Origin of the sequence: Pseudomonas sp. AU12215 (assembly GCF_001675465.2) — a bacterium.
GTDB classification, from domain to species: domain Bacteria; phylum Pseudomonadota; class Gammaproteobacteria; order Pseudomonadales; family Pseudomonadaceae; genus Pseudomonas; species Pseudomonas nitroreducens.
Window position 1 is genome coordinate 1 of sequence record NZ_MACM02000076.1, and the last position, 15,217, is coordinate 15,217.

At 64.9% G+C, this 15,217-nt stretch carries 11 protein-coding genes and 2 pseudogenes; 9 read left to right on the plus strand and 4 right to left on the minus strand.

All coding sequences use genetic code 11. The features are described from left to right. Nucleotides 1–153 (plus strand): annotated as a pseudogene (locus A9513_RS14245) (hydrolase); the annotation flags it as partial. Nucleotides 154–389: 236 nt separating this feature from the next. Here A9513_RS14245 and yghU read toward each other — a convergent pair. Next, nucleotides 390–1,226, minus strand: coding sequence for a glutathione-dependent disulfide-bond oxidoreductase (gene yghU / locus A9513_RS14250; RefSeq protein ID WP_024765863.1), 837 nt, complete (start codon nt 1,224–1,226; stop codon nt 390–392). A 254-nt stretch (nt 1,227–1,480) separates the two neighbouring features. On the opposite strand from yghU, the gene A9513_RS14255 reads away from it, so the two are divergent. From A9513_RS14255 to A9513_RS14285, 7 genes are all read left to right on the plus strand, one after another. Then, nucleotides 1,481–3,019 (plus strand): sugar ABC transporter ATP-binding protein, encoded by a 1,539-nt coding sequence (locus tag A9513_RS14255; protein WP_065327430.1) that lies wholly within the window; start codon nt 1,481–1,483, stop codon nt 3,017–3,019. Beyond that, nucleotides 3,012–4,034, plus strand: a complete 1,023-nt coding sequence (locus A9513_RS14260) for an ABC transporter permease (protein WP_065327431.1) — start codon at nt 3,012–3,014, stop codon at nt 4,032–4,034. The genes A9513_RS14255 and A9513_RS14260 overlap by 8 nt, the downstream gene beginning before the upstream one ends. A 27-nt stretch (nt 4,035–4,061) precedes the next feature. Continuing rightward, nucleotides 4,062–5,117 carry a substrate-binding domain-containing protein gene (locus tag A9513_RS14265; protein WP_065327432.1) on the plus strand — a complete coding sequence of 352 codons (1,056 nt, stop codon included), beginning with the start codon at nt 4,062–4,064 and terminating at the stop codon, nt 5,115–5,117. Nucleotides 5,118–5,128: 11 nt separating this feature from the next. Next, entirely contained in the window at nt 5,129–5,812 is a 684-nt protein-coding gene (locus A9513_RS14270) for a molybdopterin-dependent oxidoreductase (RefSeq protein WP_065327433.1), read from the plus strand. A gap of 370 nt (nt 5,813–6,182) precedes the next feature. Further along, nucleotides 6,183–8,564 carry a TonB-dependent siderophore receptor gene (locus A9513_RS14275; protein WP_065327434.1) on the plus strand — a complete coding sequence of 794 codons (2,382 nt, stop codon included), beginning with the start codon at nt 6,183–6,185 and terminating at the stop codon, nt 8,562–8,564. Nucleotides 8,565–8,624: 60 nt separating this feature from the next. After that, nucleotides 8,625–10,001, plus strand: coding sequence for an APC family permease (locus tag A9513_RS14280; protein ID WP_065327435.1), 1,377 nt, complete (start codon nt 8,625–8,627; stop codon nt 9,999–10,001). Further along, the gene (locus tag A9513_RS14285; RefSeq protein WP_065327436.1) at nt 10,001–10,459 is read left to right on the plus strand and encodes a DUF3574 domain-containing protein; all 459 of its coding nucleotides are present in this window, start codon (nt 10,001–10,003) and stop codon (nt 10,457–10,459) included. Before A9513_RS14280 ends, A9513_RS14285 begins: the two co-directional genes overlap by 1 nt. Here A9513_RS14285 and speE read toward each other — a convergent pair. Both speE and A9513_RS14295 read right to left on the minus strand, forming a co-directional pair. After that, nucleotides 10,444–11,310 (minus strand): polyamine aminopropyltransferase, encoded by an 867-nt coding sequence (speE, locus tag A9513_RS14290; RefSeq protein WP_065327437.1) that lies wholly within the window; start codon nt 11,308–11,310, stop codon nt 10,444–10,446. The two genes, A9513_RS14285 and speE, sit on opposite strands and share 16 nt — an antisense overlap. After that, nucleotides 11,310–11,768: a DUF3574 domain-containing protein gene (locus tag A9513_RS14295; protein WP_065327438.1), complete on the minus strand. Its 459-nt coding sequence runs from the start codon at nt 11,766–11,768 to the stop codon at nt 11,310–11,312. The genes speE and A9513_RS14295 overlap by 1 nt, the downstream gene beginning before the upstream one ends. Before the next feature lie 438 nt (nt 11,769–12,206). On the opposite strand from A9513_RS14295, the gene A9513_RS34920 reads away from it, so the two are divergent. Then, nucleotides 12,207–12,722, plus strand: a complete 516-nt coding sequence (locus tag A9513_RS34920) for a hypothetical protein (protein WP_083196120.1) — start codon at nt 12,207–12,209, stop codon at nt 12,720–12,722. A 123-nt stretch (nt 12,723–12,845) separates the two neighbouring features. Here the strand turns inward: A9513_RS34920 and A9513_RS14305 are convergent. Then, nucleotides 12,846–15,110 (minus strand): annotated as a pseudogene (locus A9513_RS14305) (DUF2235 domain-containing protein); the annotation flags it as partial. Nucleotides 15,111–15,217 lie beyond the last annotated feature (107 nt).

The window sequence follows — 15,217 nt, forward strand, 5'->3', positions numbered from 1 at the left end:
GGTGCGCAGCTGATGACCTGGTTCGGCGTGGCCTGTGAGCTGCACCGCGACTGGCGCAACGATATCGAAGGGCTGGCGGCGCTGTGCTCCAACCACATTCCGGATTATCGGAACCTGATCACTGCCTACAGCACGCTGACTGCTGGCAAATAACCTTCCCCGCAATAAAAAAGCGGAGCCTCCAGCGAGGCTCCGCTTTTGCTTTTCTTAGGAGCGGAGCTTCTCCGCGATGCGCCGATAAGGCCGGCGCTGGGGGGGCGAGCAAGCTCGCTCCTACAAGAGCATCGGGCTGCACACGAGCAGATTCTGCCAACGATCTCCATCCGACTGCAGATGAGCAGCGGAATACCGCAGAAGCAGGCTTCGTTGCCGTTGGCAGCGGCCGCCCGTTACCGCTTGAAATCCTCCGCACTGTGCCGCTCCGGCAACGCATCATCGCCCCAGGTACGGTTCACTCGGCGCCCGCGTTGCACCGCCGGGCGTGCGGCGATTTCGTCGGTCCAGCGGCGCACGTGGGTGTAGCTTTCCACGTCGAGGAATTCGGCGGCTTCGTACACCTGGTTGTTCAGCAGCGCGCCGTACCAGGGCCAGATCGCCATGTCGGCAATGCTGTATTCGTCGCCGGCGATGTAGCGGTTTTCGGCCAGTTGCCGGTCGAGCACGTCGAGCTGGCGCTTGACCTCCATGGCGTAGCGGTTGATCGGGTACTCGTACTTCTCCGGCGCGTAGGCGTAGAAGTGGCCGAAGCCGCCGCCGAGGAAGGGCGCGCTGCCCATCTGCCAGAACAGCCAGTTCAGCGTCTCGGTGCGCTTGGCCAGGTCCCTGGGCAGGAAGTGGCCGAACTTTTCCGCGAGGTAGACCAGGATCGAACCGGATTCGAAGATGCGCAGTTCCGGATCGACGCTGGTGTCCAGCAGGGCGGGGATCTTCGAGTTCGGGTTGATCTCGACGAAGCCGCTGCCGAACTGGTCGCCGTCGCTGATCCTGATCGGCCAGGCGTCGTACTCGGCTTCGGTCACGCCCAGCTCCAGCAGTTCCTCGAGCAGGATGGTGACCTTCACGCCGTTGGGCGTGGCCAGCGAATACAGCTGCAGCGGGTGCTTGCCGCGCGGCAACTGCTTGTCGTGGGTCGGGCCGGCGACGGGCCGGTTGATGCTGGCGAAGGCGCCGCCGTTGCTCTTGTCCCAGGTCCAGACGCGGGGGGGAGTGTAGGTATCGTTCGCCATCTCGAGTGCTCACCTTGTGGGTTGAATGCGTGGATGCTACCCGCCCGATCTGCGTCGCGTCAGCCGTTTTTCTCGGGCTGCTGTTGCTGGGCGAACAATGCGCGGCGCCTCGCTCGGGCGGTTGTTAGCATATGCATAAAAGATATTAAAAATAAGTTGATGCATGATTTGAGATTATAAAAGAATCGCCGCTCAGTCCAACGGCGAAGCTCTGAAATGACGCTCTCGCTCTTTCGCGTCCTATCGAGAGTCCCATGTCTGCCCAGCCCGCTTGCGCTGCATTCTTCCGCCTCGAAGGCGTCGGCAAGTCCTTTGTCGAGAACCGCGTGCTGGTCGACCTGGACCTGGAAATCCGTCCCGGCGAGGTGCTTGCCCTGCTCGGTGCCAACGGCGCGGGCAAGTCGACGCTGGTGAAGATTCTTGCCGGTTCCCACAGCCACGATGCCGGACACTTGCTGATCGATGGCGAGCCGGTTCGTTTCACCTCGCCCCAGGACGCCCGCCGCCACGGCATAGTCGCGGTGCACCAGCAGGTGGAGCAGGGCGTGGTGCCCGGCCTGAGCGTCGCGGAGAATCTCCTGCTGGACGAACTCTGCGGCGCCACCGGATCGTTCCTTTTCCGCCCAGACGAAGCGTTGAGGCGCGCCGCTGAAATTGCTGCCGCGCTGGAGCTGCGCCTGCCGCTGCAGGCGCCCATCGAAACCCTGGGCACTGCCGAGCGGCAGCTGGTGATCCTGTCCCGTGCGCTGGCGCTAAATCCACGCTTGCTGATCCTCGATGAGCCCACCGCATCCTTGTCGACCTTCGAGGCCGAGCGTCTGTTCCATCTCATCGACCACTTGCGCGAACGCGGCGTGGCGATCCTCTACATCTCTCATCGGCTGTCGGACTTGCAACGCGTGGCGGACCGCGCGCTGGTGCTGCGTGATGGGCGCCTGGTAGGCGAATTCGAGTCGCCGCTGGACCTCGCCGCGGCAGTCGAATCCATGCTCGGCGCCGCGCTGGGCGAGGTCCAGTTGCAGCCTTTGCAGCGCGGCGCGAAGGTGCTGTCCCTGCGCGACTGGCAGCTTGATGCGCACAGCGCGGTATTCGACCTGGACCTGCACGAAGGCGAGGTGGTCGCCCTGACCGGCCTGCTCGGCGCGGGCAAGAGCGAGATCGCCGAAGTGCTGTTCGGCCTGCGTCGGCAGCACGCTGGATCGATCCGGATCGATGGCCGTGACTGGCAACCGCGTTCGCCACGGGAAGCCATCGCCGCCGGGGTGTTCTTCGCCGCCGAGGACCGCGCGCGCAACTCGCGGGTGCCGGGTTTCTCGGTGCGCGCCAGCATGACATTGCCGTTCCTGCGCCGCTTCTCGCGCTGCGCTTTCATCGACCGCAACGCCGAGCGCGCCGAGGTTGCCGGGCAGATAGAAGCGCTCGGCATCAAGGGGCCGGGCCCGGAACATCCCCTGGAGCTGCTTTCCGGCGGCAACCAGCAGAAGGTCATTCTTGCCCGTTGGCTGCTGGGGCAGGGTCGGGTGCTGATCCTCGACGAACCCTTCCAGGGCGTCGACGTGCGCGCTCGCCGCGACATTGGCCAACGTATCCGCGCCAGTGCCGCCGGCCGCGCCACGCTGGTGATCTGCAGCGACCCGGACGAAGCCCTGGAAATTGCCGACCGCATCCTTGTCGTGCGCGATGGCGCGGTGGTCGCCGAACTGCCCCGGCAGGACCTGCAACGCAGCGAGATCGTCGCCCACCTGGCGCCAGCCCAATTTCACCCTTCACGCCAAGGAGCCGCGCGTGTCTAGAACTGCAGTGAGCAGCCCGGCGACGTCCTCCGTCGCACGCCTGCTCGACTTCCTCATCCACTACGCGCTGCTCCTGTTGCTGGCTGCGCTGGTGCTGGTATTCGCGCTGCTGGAGCCGGCGTTCCTGCGGGTCGGCAATCTGTTCCTGGTGTTGCAGTCGGTGTCCATCGTCGCGCTGCTCGCCCTGGGCGTGACCCTGAGCATGGCCGTGGGCGGGTTGGACCTGTCCATCGGTGCCGTCGCCGCACTGAGCCTGATGACTGCCAGCTACGTGATGGTGGTGCTGGACTGGGGGCCGCTGGCGGCAATCCTCATCAGCCTCGGCCTCGGCACCCTGGTCGGGTTGCTCAACGGCTGGCTGATCGTGCGCATGCGCGTGCCGGACATCCTCGCCACCCTGGGCAGCATGTTCCTGGTGGTCGGTGTGCAACTGATCCCCACCGGCGGCCGCTCCATCGCCGTCGGCATGACCCTGCCCAACGGCGACGAAGCGCCGGGCGCCTTCGCCAGCTGGTTCCTTGCACTCGGCCGCGCGCAGTTGTGGGACCGCGTGCCGGTGCCCGTGGTGGTGATGCTCGGCTGTGCGCTGCTGGTCTGGCTGTTCCTCGAACGCACGCGGCCGGGCCGGCTGTTCTACGCGATCGGCGGCAACGAGCAGGCGGCGCGCCTCGCCGGTGCGCCGGTGGAGCGCTACAAGCTGCTCGCCTATGTGCTCTCGGCGCTGCTCGCGTCCCTGGGTGGGTTGCTCTTGGCAGCGCGACTCGGACGCGGCGACGTCAGCTCCGGCAACGGGCTGGTGCTCGATGCCCTGGGCGCCGCGTTGATCGGTTTCGCGGTGCTCGGCGCGCAGAAGCCCAATGCCTTCGGGACACTGGTGGGCGCGGTACTGGTGGCGACCCTGCTCAACGGCCTGACCATGCTCAACGCGCCTTACTACGCCCAGGACTTCGTCAAGGGTGCGGTCCTCGTTTCGGCCTTGATGTTCACCTTCGGTCTGGCCCGGCGCGGGCGCTGATCACTTACCTTTTCGGAGATTCAACGGATGAAGTTCACCCCCGCCAAATCCCTGCGCGCGCTGTTCGCCGCCGGGCTGTTGTTGTCCGGCGCAGCGACCGCCGAAGCGGCTGGCCTGCCCGGCGCGCCGGCACCTTTCGACAAGGGCGGTGTGCAGATCGCGCTGGTCGGTTACCTGTTCTCCGGTGATTTCCCGGAAGCCTACCTGCGCGGCGTGGAAAAGCAGGCCAACGCGCTGGACGTGAAGTTGCGCGTGTTCGATGCCCGCCAGCAGGCGGCCACCCAGCGCGAGATGCTGGAGCAGGCCATCGACCTGGGCGTGGACGGCATCATCGTCCAGCTCGGCCTCGCCGAGACGCTCAAGGATTCCATCGACAAGGCGCTGGCCAAGGGCATCAAGGTGGTCACCTTCGACGTCGACGTGAACGACCCGCGCATCACCCGCGTCGAGCAGGACCACCGCGAGCTGGCACGCCTGGCGCTCAAACAGGTGCTGCAGGACAACGGCAAGGCCTTCGAGGCCGGCTACGTGTACATCGACGGCTTCACCCCCATGGAGCGCCGCGACGAAATCTGGCGCCAGGTGAAGGCTGAGAACCCCGGCATCGTCGAGAAGGCGCGCTTCGGTACGCTGAATGCGCCGATTGCCAACTCGGTGGCCGACCAGGCCAGCGCAGTGCTGCGCGCCAACCCTGGCATCAGCGTGTTCTTCGCACCCTTCGACGAGTTCGCCAAGGGTGTGAAGATCGCCGTGGACGAAGCCGGCCTGGGCAAGCAGGTGAAGATCTACAGCGCCGATATTTCCACCGCCGACATCCAGATCATGAAGGAAGAGGGGAGTGCCTGGAGCGCCACTGCCGCGGTCAACCCGGAAGTGGCCGGGGCCATCAGTGTGCGCAGCCTGGCCCTGCGCATCGCCGGGGAAAATCCGGGCGAGCAGGTGCTGGTGCCGCCGACCCTGATCACCCGCCAGCAACTGCTCGACCTGGACGTGAAGAACGTCCGCGACCTGGCACGCAAGGTACCGGCCTTCGGCGAGGCGCAGAAGGTCGCGCAGGCGCCGTGGATTCCGTTGGCAAACTGAGGGCATCGGGGATGCACGACAAGGCCAGGCGCCTGCAGAAGGCACGCTCGCCGGCGGGCGACCCGCGTTACGGCGAACGCCTGCCGCCGGGGCAGGTGCTGACCGAGCGCTTCCCGATTCTCCATGAAGGCGAGGTGCCGGAGTACGAGCGTGAAACCTGGCGCCTGCGGCTCACCGGTGCGTTGTCAGGGAAAAATCCTGGGCCGCAATCGCTGGAGCTGAGCCTCGACGACCTGCTGGCGCTGCCGCAGCGCGAGCTGGTCTGCGATATCCATTGCGTCACGCGCTGGTCGAAGTTCGACACCTCATGGCGAGGCGTGCATCTCGCCGATCTGCTCGATCATTACGGCGTGCGGCCGGCCGGGCAATTCGTCATGGCCCATGCCGACCACGACTACGAGACCAACCTGCCGCTGGCAGAACTGCTGCGTCGGGACAGCCTGCTCGCCACGCACTACGCCGGCGAACCCTTGACCCCGGTGCATGGCTGGCCGCTGCGGCTGGTGATCGCCGGGCGCTATTTCTGGAAGAGCGCGAAGTGGTTGCGCGAGCTGGAATTCAGCGATACCGACCGGCCCGGATTCTGGGAGCGCAACGGCTTCCACAACGAGGCTGACCCGTTCCGCGAGGAGCGATTCTCCGGCGCGGCGCTGGATATTCCCGAGGACGAATGGACGCGAAAAGCCTTCGACTGAAGGCATGCACTGTTGCCCTGGCAACACCGGCCGATGTTGCTTGGTGAACACGGGAACTGGTTATAACCAAAGCATTTTTTATTCGTTTAAAAGCATTCTGCCACTAGCTAGGATGACGCCTTCCCCATCGGGTCAGGGATGACCCGCGATACCGAGAGCCGCGCCTTTTCGCTCATCACGAAGAGAGACCGGCCGTGACACCTGGAGCGCTTTCCCGAGCACTGTTTTTCCACCTGAGGGGAACAGTCGCTCGCGGTTTCCGGACTTCCGACACCAACCGCTCGAGCCAATCAGAAAAACACACCAGCGGAGTTCCGGACTCGCCGCCAACGGCGAGTGGCGCTCTTTAAGCGAGACAGGAGTATTTCGCGTGTTATCCCGTTCCCTTATTGCCGTTGCGGTGGCCTCGGTCATCGCCCAGGCCTCCGCGCATGCCGACGAAAGTTCGTCGACCCCCGAGGCCACCACCAAACTTGCGACCGTGCTGGTCACCGGCGCCCGCGGAAACAACCGCACCCTGCTGGATTCCCCCGTACCGGTGGACGTGCTCACGGCGCAGGACCTGCAATCGACCGGCGCCGTCGGCGGCGAACTGGGCCAGGCCCTGGCGACGCTGCTGCCGTCCTTCAACTTCCCGCGCCAGTCCAACTCCGGTGGCGCCGACCACGTGCGCGCCGCCCAGTTGCGCGGCATGAGCCCGGACCAGGTGCTGGTGCTGATCAACGGCAAGCGCCAGCACACCTCGGCGCTGGTCAACGACTCCTCGAAGATCGGCCGAGGCACCGCGCCGGTAGACTTCAACTCGATCCCCATCAGCGCCATCAAACGCATCGAAGTACTGCGCGACGGCGCCGGGGCGCAGTACGGCTCCGACGCCATCGCCGGGGTGATCAACATCATCCTCGACGATGCCCCCGAAGGCGGCGAGGTAACCACCAGCTACGGCGCCTACCACACCCACCAGGACGCCATCGGCAAGACCACCACCGACGGGCAGAACTCCTATACCGCGGCCAAGGCCGGCACGCGCCTGGGCGAAGACGGCTTCATCCGTGGCGGCGCCGAGTTCATCAACCGCGAGCCGACCAACCGCGCCGGCTACGACGGCTTCGCCGACACCCCCGGCCAGCGCAACTACGTGATGGGTGATGGCCTGGCGCGTGACGTCAACGCCTGGTTCAACGGCGACCTCGCCCTGGGCAGCGGCAAGCTCTATTCCTTCGGCCTTTACAACGAGCGCCACACCACCGGCGCGGAGTTCTACCGCTACCCGGACGAGCACCCGGAGATCTACCCCAACGGCTACCTGCCGCAGTCCCTGGGCGACAACACCGACCTGTCCGCGACAGTCGGCTACAAGGGCCTGCTCGCCGATACCTGGGACTACGACGCCAGCGTCACCCACGGCCGCAACCGCTTCGAATCCTCGACCCGGCGCACGCTCAACGCATCGCTCGGCGAGGATACGCCGACCCGCTTCGACACCGGCGACTACGAACTGCGCCAGAGCGTCGCCAACCTCGACCTCAGCCGCGAGCTAAGCCTTGCCGGGCGGCCGTTCGTGCTCGCGCTCGGTGGCGAGTACCGTTACGAAAACTACATCACCACCGCCAGCGACGCGGCCTCGTACTACGGCGTCGGGGCGGATGGCGCAGCGGGCCTGCGTCCCAGCGAAGAGTCGGACATCGACCGCAACGTCTTCGGCACCTACATCGACCTGTCGGGCGACCTCACCGACCAGTTCTTCGTCGATGCCGCTGCGCGCTGGGAGCGCTACGACGACGCCGGCAGCAAGCTCACCGGCAAGCTCAGCGGGCGCTACCAGTTGACCCCGGTGCTGGCCCTGCGCGGCGCGGCGTCCACCAACTTCCGCGCGCCGTCGCTGGCCCAGGTCGGCTTCCAGAACACCACCAGCAACTTCGGCGACGGCGGCACGCTGACCGACATCCGCGTGCTCTCGGTGAACGACCCGATCGCCCGCGCGCTGGGCGCCGAGAAGCTCGACCCGGAGACCTCGAAGAACTTCAGCCTGGGCCTGACCGCGCAGCTCAACGAGCGCTTCGACCTGTCCTTCGACGTGTTCCGCATCGACGTCGACGACCGCATCACCCTGTCCCAGCGCATCGGCAGCGATGCCATGGAGCAGTTCATCCAGGACAACTTCGGCGTGGCCGGCGTGCATGACGTGAACTTCTTCACCAACGCCGCCGACACCCGTACCGATGGCGCCGAGCTGGTACTCAACTACCACCAGCCCTTCGTCGGCGGCCAGCTGGGCGTGACCACCGCATACACCTACAACCACACCAAGGTGCGCAGCACCAAGGCCACTCCGCAGCAGCTCTCCAACCTGGGTATCGGCGAGGACGCACTGGTGGGCGTGGAGGAACGCAACACCCTGACCGACGCCGCGCCCCGGGATCGCTTCATCCTCACCACCACCTGGAGCGATGCGCAGTGGAACCTGCTCGGCCGCCTGACGCGGCAGGGCGAGACCACTCGCGTGTTCGACTTCGGCGATGGTTACCACCCGGAGCAGACCTACGGCGCGGTGTGGCAGCTGGATGCCGAGGTGGCCTACAAGTTCACCCCGCAGTTCAGCCTGGCGGTGGGCGGCAACAACCTCACCGACAACTACCCGGAGCGCTCCAGCTCGGAGATCAACTATGGCGGCAACCTGCCGTACGACGTGCTCTCGCCGATCGGCTCCAACGGCGCGTACTACTACGCCCGCGCGAGCTATTCGTTCTGATCTGCGCTGTTGAAAATCCAGGGGCCGCAACGCGGCCCTTACTACTTCCGGAGCCGATTCATGGCTGACAACTTCGCCGCTGACAAGCCAGCCGGCCCGCGCCGGCACCTGGGCGCCGCCCACGCGCTGCTGCTGACGCTGGGCATGGTGATCACCAGCGACATCCTCAAGACCGCGCCCACCGTGGCGCTCAACGTCAGCCAGGAGCACTTCTACCTGGTGTGGATTCTCGGCGGCCTGCTGTCGATGGTCGGCGCCCTGTGCTACGTGGAGATGGCCTCGGCCTTCGCCCATCCCGGTGGCGACTACCACTTCCTTGAACGCGCCTACGGCCAGCGGGTGGGCTTCCTGTTCGCCTGGTCGCGCTTCGCCATCCTGCATACCGGCTGGATCGCGCTGATGGCGTTCCTCTTCGCCGATCACTTCAGCGCCTTGCTCGGCCTCGGGCAACTGGGCAACGTGCTGTTGGCCGGTGGATTGGTCGCCGCGCTGGTGGCGTTGAACCTCATCGGCTGGCGGGTGAGCTTCGGCACCCAGGCCGGCCTGGTGGTGCTAGTCGCTGCCGGCTTCCTGGGGATCGTCGGCGCCGGCCTGTGGCTGCAGTGGCGCGGCTTCGTTCCATCACCCGTGGCGCCAGTGGAGCCGGAGCAGGTCGGTGTCGCCGGGTTCTCCGCCGCGCTGATCTACGTCTTCCTCGCCTTCGGTGGCTGGAGCGATGCGGCCACGCTGTCGGCAGAACTGCGCGACAACCGCCGCGGCATCTTCACTGCCATGCTCGGCGCGCTGGCGGCCCTGCTGCTGATCTATCTGGCGCTGAACTGGGCGTTCATTCGCGGCCTGGGTTTCGATGGCCTCGCCGCCAGCGGTGCGCCGGCGCTGGAGCTGCTCGGGCTGGCCTTCGGCGCGCCGGGTATCGGCCTGATCATGGCAGTGGTGGTGGTGTCCGCCGTCGCCAGCATCAACTCCACGCTGATCGTCGGCAGCCGCACCACCTACGCCGCCGCCAGCGATGTGCCGGCGCTGCGCGTGCTCGGCCGCTGGGACGTGCGCCACGGCGTACCGCGCGCCGCACTGCTGGCCGAGGGGCTGGTGGCGCTGCTGCTGATCGCGGTCGGCGGCTGGAGCGGCCACGGCTTCAACACCATGGTGGAGTACATGACACCGGTGTACTGGCTGTTCCTCAGTCTGAGCAGCGTGGCGCTGATCGTCCTGCGCCGCCGTCACCCGGAAGTGCCCCGGCCGATCCGAGTGCCGCTCTACCCGTGGCTGCCGCTGGGCTTCCTCGCGGTGTGCCTGTACATGCTGTATTCCAGCGTCGCCTTTGTCGGCTGGGGCGCGCTGCTCGGCGTGGGTGTACTGGCGCTGGGCGCGGTGCTGCAACTGCTGCTGCGTTCGCGCACGGCGTCGTCTGCCAACTGGCAGGAGGAGGGCGCCTGATGCGCAGGAAACGTTTGTGGCGCAATGGCGCCATCGTCGTGCTGCTGGCGGCGTTGATCGGTCTGTGGCTGAACGAGCCGGCAGCCAATAGCGCCAGCGGTGGCGAAGCCAGCGGCCGGCGCATGCTGCGCACCGAGCTGTACCTGGAGGCGGTGGAACTGTCGCAGTGGGAGGATTTCCTCGCCCGCGAGGTGACGCCGCGTTTCCCCGATGGCCTCAGCTGGCTCGACCTGCACGGCCAGTGGCGCGGCCCCAGCGGCGGGCCGGAGAAGCTGCCGTCGCGGATGCTGATCCTCATCCACGCCGACAACCCCTACACCCGCCAGGCCCTGGCGCAGATCGGTGCCGACTTCAAGCGGCGCTTCGGCACCGCGGTGCTGCAGGTCAGCAGCCCGGTGCGCGCCCGCGACCCGGACTGGACGCCGCAACGCCTGGACAACCCTCAGCTGTCGCGCTGAAGCCCGGCCTCGATCACGTCGAGCATGTAGCGCGGCAGGGCGAATGCCGCCTGGTGTACCTCGGGGGTGTAGTAGCGGGTCACCAGGCCGCTTTTCGCAAAGCGCTGGCGCAGGGTTTCCAGGTCGGTGCGGCGGACCTTCTCGCTGTTCGACGCCCAGCCGAAGGCCATGCTGCCGCCGATGTAGGTCGGCACCGCGGCATGGAAGAAACCCCAGTCGGCGAAGTTGTCCGCCAGCCGCCGCGCCGTGCCGCCCAGCTCTTCGGGCTGGAGGAAGGGCACGCCATTCTGCGTGGCAAGGATGCCGCTGGCGCCGAGGCGTTGCTGGCAGTTGCGGTAGAACGCCGAAGTGAACAGGCTCGCCGCGGGGCCGCCCGGATCAGTCGAATCGCAGAGGATCAGGTCGAAACTCTCCCGGCTCTGCGCGAGGTATTCCAGGCCGTCGGCGTAGATCAATCGCAGGCGCGGGTCGTCCAGCGCACCGGCCGAATGATTCGGCAGCAGCTCGCGGCACAGTTCGACCACCTGCGGGTCGATCTCCACCGCGACGATTTCCTCGATGCCGGCATGCCGCACGATCTCCCGCAGGATCCCGCCATCGCCCACGCCGATCACCAGCACGCGGCGCACTGCGCCATGGGCGAGGATCGGCACATGGGCGAGCATCTCGTGGTAGACGAACTCGTCGGCCTCTGTGGTCTGCACCACGCCATCCAGCGTCAGCACGCGGCCGAAGAGTCGATTGCGGAATACCTGCACGGCCTGTTGGCCAGTGTTGCCCTGGTAGATCGGCTCATCGACGCTCAGCGCCTGCGCGTAACCCTCGTACAGCGTTTCGCGGAATTCGCTCATCAGAAGGACACCTGAGCCGGTTGCGACAGGCGCAGCACGGAAAGGTCGCCGGTGATGCGCTTCCACGCCAGGCGGATCGCCTCGATGTCCTGGCCGCGCGCCGCGCTGTCTTCATGCAGGATCACGATCACCTTGGTGCTCAAGCGCTCCGGCGCCGGCGCGCCATGGTCACGCCACTGGCCGTAGGCGTCATAGGCGGTGAAGCCGTCCGGGAAGCGCGGCGTCACCTCCTGGTCGAGGAACTGCCGCCAGCGCTGCTCGCTGATCTTCTCCTTGCCGTCCTCCTGGCCCAGCGCGAAATACAACTCGGTGCGCAGCCACTGCGCCTGCGCCGGCCGCGTGGGGTCGCCCTGCAGTGTGGAGGTGGAAGGGTTGGTGGTATGGACGGAAGGAGCGGGCGCGGTGGCGCAGCCGAACAGCGCCAGGGCGAGGCTGGCGGCGAGCAGGTGGCGGAGCATGGGACTTCCTTGCGATGGGATGACAGTTGGATCAAACCGCCACTATAGAAGCTCGTCTGTTATTTCCTTAAATATTAAAAACGCATTCTCATATGCCGGAATTTGAGACTCATGAGTTGCCATGGAAGCGCTCTAGGACGCGGATAGCCGTCCGAAGCGAAGTTTTTGCGAGCTGGTTAGATTCAATATTCACTACGGTTCTTTGCTAAGCACTGGAGGGGATATCCATGTTGCTAAAATGCGCGTCGAGGATTCTTTTAAAGTCGTTAAAACGTCGAAATTGAAACCATGACGAACACCGCCGCCATCATCGAACCAGAACCGCGAGAAAGCACGCCAGAAACCTCCGTTTCCCCGCCATCTTGTCCCGTCGCCGCGCCTTTCTAGAATCGGCCCCATTCGCAGCACTTCATTCCAATCGATTCAGGGAGCTCCACCATGATGAACGCCATGCAGATGCCGATGAACACCAACGCCATGATGCCGATGATGGGCATGCCGATGATGATGGCGACCATGGAATGCGAGATGCTCGATGACGGCATGATGTGCAAGATGAAGCCGGCCATGGGCATGGAAATGGCCATGTTCCGCAACAGCGCCGAGATGATGGCGATGATGATGAACTGCGGCATGCCGATGATGATGCACTGCGGCAACCTGATGATGATGGGCATGTCCCAGCCCGCCATGGCCATGATGCCGATGATGGGCATGATGAACGCCAACATGATGCCGATGATGATGGGCATGAACATGGGCATGCCGGCCATGAAGTGCATGATGGAGTGCTCCATGCAGGGCGACATGATGATGTGCAAGATGATGCCGATGCAGGGCATGAACATGGAGATGTTCAAGAACTGCTGCATGCTGATGAACAAGATGATGGAGTGCGGCATGCCGATGATGATGAGCTGCAACGGCATGCCGATGATGTGCTGCACCTGCTGATCGCGGGGCGCGGAAAAGAGAAAGGCCCGGCGGGGGGATACCCGCCGGGCCTTTCTCTTTTTCGGGTTTTGCGACAGTGCAGCCGCTAAGTGGAAATGCTGGCCAAGTGGGTCAGGCAAAGCCTCACACCATGCCCTTGTCCAGCTCGAACAGGTTGCCGGTATCACGCAGCATCGCGGTGGTGCGGTCCAGCCGCGCGAGGTAGTCCTCCTGGGCAAACTGCTGCTTGAGCGCGCTGGCCACCGCGCCGATGTGCGTGGTGGGCTTGAGCAGGTCCGCCGCGCCTGGCACGAAGGGCAGCACCGCGCCGGTGGCCACGTCGATCACCTGGTAGGCTACCCCGGCCAGCAATACCCCTCCCGCCGCGCCCAACAAGCCGCCTGCTGCGCCCTTGAGCACATTGCCGCGCATCAGCCGAATGCCATAGACCATGACACCGGCAATCATCACCACGCCCAGAATCCGCCCGGCGATCATCACCGGCGTCAGGGCGGCGCTGTTGTCGTTGCCGAAATAGATCATCCGGTAGAAAAAGTAGCCGGCCCACATCTCGCGGGTCTTCAACTTGTCGTGCATGAACCAGGCGCGCGAGTCGTGAATCTGGTCGTCGAACAAGGCCACCAGCAGCGCCATGCTCGGGTCTGCGCTGGGAGTGCCCCGGTTATCGCGGAACAACAACTGGCTGCGCGCCTTGCCCACGCTCGTGAGCGTCTCGCGGGCCTTGCGCTCATCGTCTTCGTTGAGCAGGTAGGCGGTATCGCGCAGCAGCACGTCGAAGAGCGTGCCCGCGTCGCTGGTCTGCTCGCGCTTGCGGTCATAGTAGTCCGCCTTGAACTCTGCCGCGGCCTGGCTGACCTGGGTCTGGTCGAGCTTGGGCTCGTAGATCGGTGGTCCAGGATGGTTCACCGCCTCTTCGGGCTTCCTAGCACGCTCGTTGGCGGCATCCTGTTTTTTCTTCTCGTAAGCCTTCTTGTCCTGGCCGGCCTGGTAGCCGGTGTCCTCCTGAGCCGCTTTAAAGAAGGGCTGGTCCTTGTAGCTGTCCTTGTCGCCATCCTTGTCATTGGCAAAGCGACCAATACGCCAGCCGGTGATCCAGCCCAACTGGTCGGCCAGGGTGTCTTCGACGGTCAGGCTGTAGAGCGCCGGCGCGTATTCCCCGGCGGGTGTCGCCGGCGCCTCGGTTGCTACACCGAGCAGGGTCACGGCGCGCCAGGCGTTGAAGCGCTCGGCAACCAACGGCTTGATATCGAACTCTTCTTGAGTATCGAGATTCATCTTCCGCCACGGTTGTTGTGCCAATAGATAATCGGGCATCACCTTTCCCGGCACCTGCAGCGGCGCGCCGCAGGCAAAGGCTTCGGCATACAGGTCATGCAGCGCCACCTGGGAAATCAGCTCGTCGGTGCCGCCGCGCGCCTTGCCCTGGTCGTTCTGCGGGTAGCCGCCGCCCACATCGGAATGCACGCCGGGGTACACCACCTCGTAGGTGTTGGCCGGGTACTTACCGTCCTCATTGCGGATCGAATCCAGCGGGAAGCACGAACGCTGCTCGAAGGCCGCCACGAAGTGCCGGCACTGCTTGACGAACTGCGGGTATTTCTCCGCGCAGGGCAGTAACTGGCTATCGTCCGCCCAGTCCATATGCCCGGCGAAGAACGGCGCCGCATGGGCGATGCCCACCGATGCCACGGTATCCAGGATGCCCAGAAACTCCACGCTCACCGGCACGCCGGACAACTGCTGTGCGGGCTTGTCCGCCCCTTCGGGCGTCTCGAACAGCTCACTCAGCCAGTTGACGAAAGTACGCGCCTCCGCCGCCCCGCGGGAGAAGCCATACACATACAGCTTCACCCCCAGCACCCGGGGCTTGGACTTGTCCACGTTGGCGCGAACGTCGTTCAGCAACTCGCTCATTACCGAACATCGCTTGTCCCTGCCCAGGAAGGTGAGCCCCTTGGGCGTGCCCATGGATTTGACGAAGGCTTTCTTCTTCTGCTGGTCAAAGGTTTTATTCAAAACCGCTGACTGTAACGCTTCGGCAATGGAAGCCAGCCCCCAATTGATGCGGTCCTCGCCACCCAGGGCGTACTTCAACCCCTCCTCGCTGTAGTCGAATTCGCCAATTTCAGGGAAGGCCGTGCCCACGCCAGGCATGTAGAAGGAGAAATAATCTCTTTCTTCCGCCTTCTTCCCACGAAGAGACGCATGAAAGAGCTTGGCGATATTGCTGGGGTGCTTCTCCTTCGTGTCATTGTGCTCATTGTTGTTGGTGCCATCGAAGAACAGGCTGATATGCAAGCTCTGGCAACAGTCGAAGCTTTGCTTCTGCCCCTTGGCATTACGCCCCTGCCGAAATAGGGTTTCTTCGAGGTGCTGCCGGTCATGATTGTCCGAAACCAGGCGGCCGCAAAAACTGAGTGCAACACCCGACCATTTCGGTAAGGTGTTGCCCCATGTCCTATCACGAACTCAGCGCCACAGAGCGCGTCACGATC

Coding starts and splice junctions, on each gene's coding strand:
- yghU (WP_024765863.1), bottom strand. CDS start 1,226: ATGGCGAACGATACCTACACTCCCCCCCGCGTCTGGACCTGGGACAAG.
- A9513_RS14255 (WP_065327430.1), top strand. CDS start 1,481: ATGTCTGCCCAGCCCGCTTGCGCTGCATTCTTCCGCCTCGAAGGCGTC.
- A9513_RS14265 (WP_065327432.1), top strand. CDS start 4,062: ATGAAGTTCACCCCCGCCAAATCCCTGCGCGCGCTGTTCGCCGCCGGG.
- A9513_RS14270 (WP_065327433.1), top strand. CDS start 5,129: ATGCACGACAAGGCCAGGCGCCTGCAGAAGGCACGCTCGCCGGCGGGC.
- A9513_RS14280 (WP_065327435.1), top strand. CDS start 8,625: ATGGCTGACAACTTCGCCGCTGACAAGCCAGCCGGCCCGCGCCGGCAC.
- A9513_RS14285 (WP_065327436.1), top strand. CDS start 10,001: ATGCGCAGGAAACGTTTGTGGCGCAATGGCGCCATCGTCGTGCTGCTG.
- speE (WP_065327437.1), bottom strand. CDS start 11,310: ATGAGCGAATTCCGCGAAACGCTGTACGAGGGTTACGCGCAGGCGCTG.
- A9513_RS14295 (WP_065327438.1), bottom strand. CDS start 11,768: ATGCTCCGCCACCTGCTCGCCGCCAGCCTCGCCCTGGCGCTGTTCGGC.
- A9513_RS34920 (WP_083196120.1), top strand. CDS start 12,207: ATGATGAACGCCATGCAGATGCCGATGAACACCAACGCCATGATGCCG.